2 protein-coding genes are annotated in these 8,703 nt (G+C 75.1%); both read right to left on the bottom strand.

What is annotated here, in order from left to right:
• A partial coding sequence (locus AB0M92_RS38920; RefSeq protein ID WP_366107127.1) for a beta-ketoacyl synthase N-terminal-like domain-containing protein occupies positions 1-207 on the bottom strand: 207 nt, incomplete at its 3' end.
• Between the two features lie 19 nt (positions 208-226).
• Positions 227-8,703, bottom strand: an 8,477-nt coding sequence (locus tag AB0M92_RS38915; RefSeq protein ID WP_366107126.1) for an SDR family NAD(P)-dependent oxidoreductase, incomplete at its 5' end; no start/stop codon positions are given.

The raw sequence follows: 8,703 nt of genomic DNA, 5'->3' as shown, positions 1-8,703 counted from the left end.
GAACGCGGAGACCCCGTCGCGCCCCTCGGCCACGAGCCGCCACAGGTCGTCGGGGGAGTTGACCCCGCCGGGGTACCGGCAGGCCATGCCCACGATCGCGATCGGCTCCGAGGCCCGGTCGGCCTCCTCCGCGAGCTCGCTGTTCTCCCGCTTGAGCCGCTCGTTGTCCAGCATGGACTGTCTGAGAGCGGTGACGAGTTGTTCCACTGATGCTTCCACGATGACCTCAGCCCTCGTTCGAATTCGGTTCGGCGGACGCAAGCGCGGCACGCACCAGGTCGTCGATGTTCATGCTCTTGATCTCTTCGCTCCGGTCGTCGGTCTGCGGGGCGCCAGGCGTACCGGACGCGGCCACCACGGCCGCCGCCCCCTGCTGCTCCACCGGACCGGCGAGCCTGAGCAGCGCGTCCAGGAGGCCCGCCTCGCGCAGCGCGGTGACGGGGATCGAGGCGAGCGCCTCGCGGATGGAGTGGTCGTCCTGGGCGGTGGCGGCCGCCGCCGGCTCGGGCAGCGCGACGTCCTCGATGGCCGGGAGGATCTCCTCAAGGAGGAACTCGGCCATCACCACGGGGCTCGGGTAGTCGAACATCATGGTCGCCGGCAGGCGCATCCCGGTCGCGGTCTGGAGCCGGTTGCGCAGGTCGATCGCGGCCAGCGAGTCGAGCCCCAGGTCCGTGAAGCCCTTGTTGACGTCGATGCTGTCGGGGTCGCTGTGGCTGACGCCCGCCACCTGGGCCCGGATCAGCTCCAGGACCGCGGGCTCCCGGTCGCCGGGCCGCATCCGGGCCAGCCGCTCCTCCAGGGACCCCGAGCCGGCCGTCGCCGCGGCGGCCGCGGCCGCCACGGCCGGGGCCCGTACGTCCTGGCGCTGCTGCACCGCCGGTTCGGCCTTCAGCACGTCCCGCAGGAGCACCGGGGCCGGGCCGGGGTTCGCGCCTCGGCCCGCGCTGTCCACGCGGATCGGGGCGATCATCACCTCGTCGAGGGTCATCGCCTCGTCGAAGAGCTGCAGCCCCTCCGCGGTCGGCAGGGCCGGGAGGCCCAGCGACTTCATCCGGCCGAGGTCGGAGTCGGTGACCCCGCCGCCCAGTCCGGTCTTCGCCTCCCACAGGCCGAACGCCAGCGAGGTGGCGGGCAGTCCGAGCGAGCGGCGGTGGGCGGAGAGCCCGTCCAGGAAGCGGTTGGCCGCCGCGTAGTTGCCCTGTCCGGCGCCGACGACGAGTCCGGCGCAGGAGGAGAAGAGGACGAAGGCCGACAGGTCCAGGCCGAGCGTCGCCTCGTGCAGGTGCCAGGCGGCGTCCGCCTTCGGCCGCAGTACGGCGTCGACCTGCTCCGCCGTCAGCTGCGCGGTCAGCGCGTTGTCCATGAGCGCCGAGGCGTGCACCACGGCGGTCAGCGGCTGCTCGGTGGAGACGCCGGCCAGCAGCGTGTCCACGGCGCCGCGGTCCGACACGTCGCAGGCGACGACCGAGACCTCCGCCCCGAGAGCGCCGAGCTCGGCGCTCAGCTCCTTCGCACCCGGTGCGTCCGGGCCGCGGCGGCTGGTGAGCAGCAGGTGGCGCACGCCGTGCTCCGCCACCAGGTGGCGGGCGGTGATGGCGCCCAGACCGCTCGTACCGCCGGTGATCAGTACGGTGCCCTCCGCCGACCAGGGCAGGTCGGAGGCGACCTGGCTGGAGGCGATCCGGGCCAGGCGCGGGACCTTGACCTCGCTGCCGCGTACGGCCGCCTCCGGTTCCCCGGTGGCGACGATCGCGGGCAGCACCTGGTGGGCGGCGGCCGAGCCGTCGGTGTCCACCAGCAGGAAGCGTCCCGGGTTCTCCTCCTCCGCCGAGCGCAGCAGACCCCATACGGGCGCTTGCGCCAGGTCGACGGCGTCGGTGTCCTTCGCCCGGACCGCGCCGCGGGTGACCACGGCGAGGCGCGAGCGGCCGAAGCGGGGCTCGTCGAGCCAGCCGCGCAGGACGTCGAGGACGGCGCCGGTCACGGACCGGACCGCGTCCGGGACCCCGCCCTCGCCGGCCGGTACGGGCAGCAGGACCACCTCGGGCAGCTCCGCGCCGCCGTCGAGGGCCGCCGCGAGCGCCCCGAGATCGGGGTACGCGGCCAGACCCTCGCCGAAGGCGTGGCCGGAGCCGCCGAGGACGGCCCAGCGGTCGGCGACCGCGGAGGCGCTCGCGCCCAGCGGCAGCTGGTTCCACACCAGGTGGAACATCGAGGAGCGCTCGCCCTGTCCGGCGGCCGCGGCGGCATTGACGCGGGCCGCCGTGACCGGGCGTACGACGAGGGAGTCGATGGTCGCGACCGGCGTGCCCCGCAGGTCGGACAGCTCGATCCGGACGGCGTCCGACCCCTGCGACTTGTGCGACTCCACCGCCGTGATCCGGCCCCGCAGCTGCGAGGAACCGGCCGCGTGCAGGGTCACCCCGGCCCAGGCGAACGGGAGCTGGGTGCCCCCGACGTCCTGCGGGCTGCGCCCGTCCATGAAGTCGGTCGCGCTCAGCGAGCCGTCGAGGATCGACGGGTGGATCCGGTACTCGTGGCCCACCGCCAGGTTGTCCTCGGGCAGCGAGACCTCGACGAAGGTCTCCTTGCCGCGCGTCCAGATCCCGCGCAGGCAGCGGAACATGGGCCCGTATCCGTAGCCCTGGCCGGTGAGGTAGTCGTACACCCCGGAGATGTCCACCTCCTCGGCGCCCTCCGGCGGCCAGACCCCGGTCCCGACCCCGAAGGACTCGGGGGCCGGCGGGTGCTGGGCCCCGGGGGCCAGGACACCGCTCGCGTGCCGCGTCCACGGCGTGTCCGCCGGGCCGTCGTCGGGACGCGAGTACACCGCGAGCGAGCGGCGACCGGTGGCGTCGGCCGGGTCGACGGTGACCTGGACCGCCAGGCCGCCGCCGTCCTCGCGCATCGGCATCAGCGCCTCGATGGTCAGCTCGTCGATGACGTCGCAGCCCACTTCCTCACCGGCGCGGATGGCGAGTTCGACGTATCCGGTGCCGGGCAGGAGCACGGTCCCGAGCACGTCGTGGTCGGCCAGCCAGGCGTGGGTCTTCACCGACAGGCGGCCGGTCAGGACCACGCCGCCGGCCTCCGGCGAGACCACCACCGCGCTCAGCAGCGGGTGCTGGGCCGGCTGCTGGCCCATGCTCGTGACATCGCCGGCCGGGGCCTGCGCCGGGGCGTCGAGCCAGTACGGACGGCGCTCGAAGGCGTACGTCGGCAGCTCGACCAGGCGCGCGCCGGACCCGGCGTGGACGGCGGTCCAGTCGACGGCCGTGCCGGTGGCGTGCAGGCGGGCGAGGGCGGTCAGGAGGGTGCGCGCCTCGGGCCGGTTCTTGCGTACGGCGGGCTCTACGACCGCCTCGGTGCCGTCGAGGGTGTTCTGGGTGAGGGCGGTGAGGATGGCGTCCGGACCGAGCTCCAGGAAGGTCCGGACGCCCTTGGCGTGCAGGTGCTGCACGGAGTCGGAGAAGCGGACGGCTTCGCGCAGGTGGCGGGTCCAGTACTCCGGGGTCCCCCAGTCCTCGCTGAGCGCGCCGTGCACCCCGGCCACGACCGGGATCCTCGGCTCGTGCCGGGTCACGGACTCGGCCACGAGGTGGAACTCGGCGAGGGCGGGGTCCATGAGCGGGGAGTGGAAGGCGTGCGAGACGCGCAGCCGGGTGGTCTTGCGGCCCTGTTCGGTGAAGGCGGCCCGGATCGCCTCGACTGCCTCTTCCGTACCCGAGACCACGATGGAGCGGGGGCTGTTGATGGCCGCGATGCCGACGGAGTCGGTGAGGTACGGGAGGAGCTCGGGCTCCGTGGCTTCGATGGCGGCCATGGCTCCGCCGGCGGGCAGTGCCTGCATGAGGCGGCCGCGTGCGGTGACGAGGCGGGCCGCGTCCTCCAGGGACAGGACCCCCGCCGCGTGGGCGGCGGTGATCTCGCCGATGGAGTGGCCGGCCAGGAAGTCCGGCCGGACGCCCCACGAGGTGACGAGCCGGAAGAGCGCGGTTTCGATGGCGAACAGTGCGGGCTGGGTGTAGGCGGTGCTGTTCAGCAGCGCCTCGTCCCCGCCCCACATCACCTCGTAGAGCGGGATCTCCAGGTGCTGGTCCACGGCGGCGGCCGCGGCGTCGAGCGCTGCGGCGAACACCGGGAACGCGGCGTGCAGTTCACGGCCCATGCCCAGACGCTGCGCGCCCTGGCCCGTGAACAGGAACGCCGTCGCGCCGTCGACGCGGCTGCCGGTGACGGTGTCCGCGGACCCCGTCCCCCCGGCCAGCTCCGCCAGCTCCCGCAGGGCGGCAGCGCGGTCGTCGGCCAGCACCACCGCGCGGTGGTCCAGCGCCGCCCGGGAGGCCGTCAGCGAGTAGGCGATGTCGGCCAGCGACTGCTCGGGGTGGTCCTCCAGGTGGGCGCGCAGCGCCTCGGCCTGCCGGGGCAGGGCCTTCGCGCTCTTCGCCGACACCGTGAGGGCGACCGGAGCGGGAGCCGCCGGCGCGAGGGCCTCCGGCTCGGGCTGCGGCGTGCGCTGCGGGGCCTCTTCGAGGATGACGTGGGCGTTCGTACCGCTCAGGCCGAACGAGGAGACACCCGCACGGCGCGGGCGCCCGCCCGCCGGCCACTCGACCGGCTCGGTCAGCAGCCTGACGTTGCCCTCGGTCCAGTCGACCTGCGGCGAGGGCTCGTCCACGTGCAGGGTCTTCGGCAGCACGCCGTGGCGCAGCGCCTCCACCATCTTGATGACGCCGCTGACACCGGCCGCCGCCTGGGCGTGGCCGATGTTCGACTTGATCGAACCGAGCCACAGCGGCTTGTCCTGCGCGCGGCCCTGACCGTACGTGGCGAGCAGCGCCTGCGCCTCGATCGGGTCGCCCAGACGGGTGCCCGTACCGTGGCCCTCGACGGCGTCCACATCGGCCGTGGTGAGGCCGGCTGCGGCCAGCGCCTGCTGGATGACCCGCTGCTGGGACGGCCCGTTGGGGGCGGTGAGGCCGTTGGAGGCGCCGTCCTGGTTGATGGCGCTGCCCCGGATCACGGCGAGCACCGGGTGGCCGAGCCGCTCCGCGTCGGAGAGGCGCTCGACGAGGAGCAGGCCGATGCCCTCGGCCCAGCCGGTGCCGTCGGCGGCCCCGGCGAAGGCCTTGGAGCGGCCGTCGGCGGCGAGTCCGCGCTGCTGGCTGAAGTCGACGAACAGGTCCGGCGTCGGCATGACGGTCACACCCCCGGCCAGCGCCATCGTGATCTCGCCGGAGCGCAGTGCCTGGCAGGCCATGTGCAGGCTGACCAGGGAGGAGGAGCACGCGGTGTCGACGGTGACGGCCGGGCCCTCCAGGCCCAGGGTGTACGCGACGCGGCCCGAGGCGATGGAGCCCGCGCTGCCGTTGCCGAGGTAGCCCGCGAGGTCCTCGGGGACGTCCGTCAGACGGCTGCCGTACTCGTGGTACATGATGCCCGCGTACACGCCGGTCCGGCTGCCGCGCAGGGTCTGCGGGTCGATGCCGGCCCGCTCGAAGGTCTCCCACGCGGCCTCCAGCAGCAGGCGCTGCTGCGGGTCCATGGCGAGGGCCTCGCGCGGCATGATGCCGAAGAACTCGGCGTCGAACTCGGCGGCGTCGTACAGGAAGCCGCCGTCCTTGGCGTACGTCTTGCCGGGCGTGCCGGGCTCGGGGTGGTAGATGGCGTCGGCGTCCCAGCCGCGGTCGGTCGGGAACGCCCCGACGGCGTCCCGGCCCTCCGCGACCAGGTTCCACAGGTCCTCGGCGGACCGCACGCCGCCGGGGAAGCGGCAGCTGATCGACACGATCGCGATCGGGTCCGTGTCGGAGGGGGCCGTGGCGCGCGGCGCGGCGGCGGCCGGGGCCTGGGCCCGGGCCGTCGTGGCCGACAGCTTCTCCACCACGAAGCCCGCGACCGCCCGGGAGTTGGGGTAGTCGAAGACCAGCGTGGCGGGCAGCCGCAGGCCGGTCGCGGCCTGGAGCAGGTTGCGCAGCTCGACGGCGGCGAGCGAGTCGAAGCCCTGCTCGCGGAAGGCCGTCTCCGGGCCGATCGCGTCCGGGGACGAGTGGCCGAGCACCGCCGCCACCTGCGTCCGTACGAGTTCCAGGACGATCCGGTCGCGCTCCTGGACGGAGGCCCCGGCGAGGCGGCGTTCCAGCTCGGAGGTCTCGGGCCCGTGCGCCTGAACGGTCCGGCGGACCGGGCCGCGCACCTTGCCGCGCAGCAGCGCCGGCAGGTCCTCGCCGCGGGCGGCCAGCGCCGCCGCGTCGGTCTTGAGCGGCAGGACCACGGCGTCGAACCCGGCGACGGCGGCGTCGAAGAGGGCGAGGCCCTCCGCGACGGTCAGCGCCGGCAGGCCCAGCCGCTTCATGCGCTCCAGGTCGGCGTCGGTGAGGTCGCCGCCGAGACCGGTGCTGATCCCCCACATGCCGAACGCGGGCGCCGTGGCCGGCAGGCCGGTGGCCCGGCGGTGCGCGGCGAGGCCGTCCAGGAAGGAGTTCGCCGCCGCGTAGTCCGCCTGGCCGGCGGCCAGGACGGAACCGCCCGCGGAGGAGAAGAGGACGAACGCCTTCAGGTCGGCGTCCCGCGTCAGCTCGTGCAGGTTCCATGCGCCGTCGGTCTTCGGCCGCAGTACGGACTCGAAGTCCTCGGCGGTCAGCGAACCGACGAGCCCGCCGCCCGCGACGGCGGCGGCGTGCACCACCCCGCTCAGCGGGTGGGCCGCGTCGACACGGGCCAGGACGCCGGCGAGCGACTCCCGGTCCGTCACGTCGCAGGCCGCCACCGAGGCGTGGGCGCCCAGCTCCGCGAGCTCCGCGACGATCGCCGAGGCGTTCGGCGCGTCGAGGCCGCGGCGGCTGGTCAGCAGCAGGTGCCGTACGCCGTGCTCGGTGACCAGGTGCCGGGCCACCAGCGCGCCGAGGCCGCTGGTACCGCCGGTGATCAGCACGGTGCCGGTCGTCCCCCACGGGGAGACGGGGGCGGGGGCGGTGATCCGGTTCAGGCGCGGGATGCGCACCTCGCCGGAGCGCACGGCCGTCTCGGGCTCGCCCGAGGCCACCGCGGCGGCCGCGTCGGCGCCCGGATCGCGGGATCCGGCGGCCACGTCGACCAGCACGAACCGGCCGGGGTTCTCGGCCTCGGCGGCCCGGACCAGACCCCATACGGCGGCTTGCGCCGGATCGGCGTCCTCGCCGGCCAGGACGGAGGCGCCGCCGCGGGTCACCACGGCGAGGCGGGCGGATCCGGACTCCGGGTCGGCCAGCCACCCCTGGACCTTCGCGAGCACCTCGGGCACCACCTCGCGCACCCGGGCCGCGGCGTCCGCACCGGCCGGGACGGGGGCGAAGTACACGGCCGCTTCGGCCGCTTCGGCCGCGGCCTGCGCGGTACGCGGCCACTCGACCCGGTGCAGGGCGGCGGACGCGCCGCCGGAGGCGGCGGCGAGCTGTGCCTCGGAGACCGGGCGCGAGACCAGCGACTCCACGGTCGCCACGGGCGCGCCCGTCTCGTCGGCGACCATGATCGCCGAGACCTCGTCCCCGCGGACCCGGCGGATGTGCACGCGCAGCACGGAAGTACCGGCCGCGTGCAGGGTGACCCCGTTCCAGGAGAACGGCAGCAGCGTCGCCCCCTCGGCGGCGCCGTCGCCGCCGAGCAGGTCCGCGTGCATCGCGGCGTCCAGGAGCGCGGGGTGGAGCCCGAAGAGGGCCGCGTCGCCGTGCGCCGTCTCGGGGAGCGCCACCTCGGCGAACACGTCGTCGCCCTGGACCCAGGCGGCCTTCAGGCCCTGGAACACCGGGCCGTACGCGTACCCGCGCTCCAGCAGCCGGTCGTACGCGCCGCTCACGTCGAGCGAGGTCGCGCCGGCCGGCGGCCACTGGGACAGGTCGAACGCGGGAGCCGGGGCGCCCGGGACCACCGTGCCGTAGGCGTGGCGGGTCCAGGGGGCGTCCGGGGCGGATCCGCGGGAGTGGATGGAGATCGACCGGGCGTCCGAGGAGTCCGGGGCGCCGACCCGCACCTGGAGGGCGACGCCTCCGCGGGCGGGCACGATCAGCGGGGCTTCGAGCAGCAGCTCCTCGATCCGGTCGCAGCCGACCTGGTCGCCGGCCCGGACGGCCAGCTCCACGAAGCCGGTGCCCGGCAGCAGGATCGAGCCGAGGACGTCGTGGTCGGCCAGCCAGGGCTGGGTGTCGACGGAGAGCCGGCCGGTCAGGACGACCTCGCCGGAGTCAGCCGCCGGGAGCGCGGCGCTGAGCAGCGGGTGCCCGACCGCTTCGAGTCCGGCGGAGCCGAGCCCGGCGCCGGCGCCGGCGGCCGCCCCTTCCAGCCAGTACCGCTGGTGCTGGAAGGCGTACGTCGGCAGCTCGGACCAGCGGTCCTCGGCGGCCGCGTAGAACGCCGTCCAGTCGACGGGCGCACCGGTGGTGTGGAGCTGCGCGAGGGCGGAGAGGAGGGAGTGCGCCTCGGGGCGGTTCTTGCGCAGGGCCGGCTCGACGACGGCGCTGTCGTCGGAGTCGGAGTCGGTGTCGGCGGCGGCGTCGTTTGCGACGGTGTCGAGGGTCGTACGGGTGAGGGCCGTCAGGACGGCGTCGGGGCCGAGTTCGAGGAACCGGCCGACGCCCTTGGTGTGCAGGTGGTGGACGGTGTCGGAGAAGCGGACGGCTTCGCGGAGGTGGCGGGTCCAGTAGTCGGGGGTGCCCCAGTCCTCGC

The sequence above is a fragment of the Streptomyces sp. NPDC051582 genome, from assembly GCF_040681715.1.
Classification (GTDB): Bacteria; Actinomycetota; Actinomycetes; order Streptomycetales; family Streptomycetaceae; genus Streptomyces.
The sequence above is the reverse complement of the archived record's forward strand: the minus strand, read 5'-3'. Positions and strand labels throughout refer to the sequence as shown.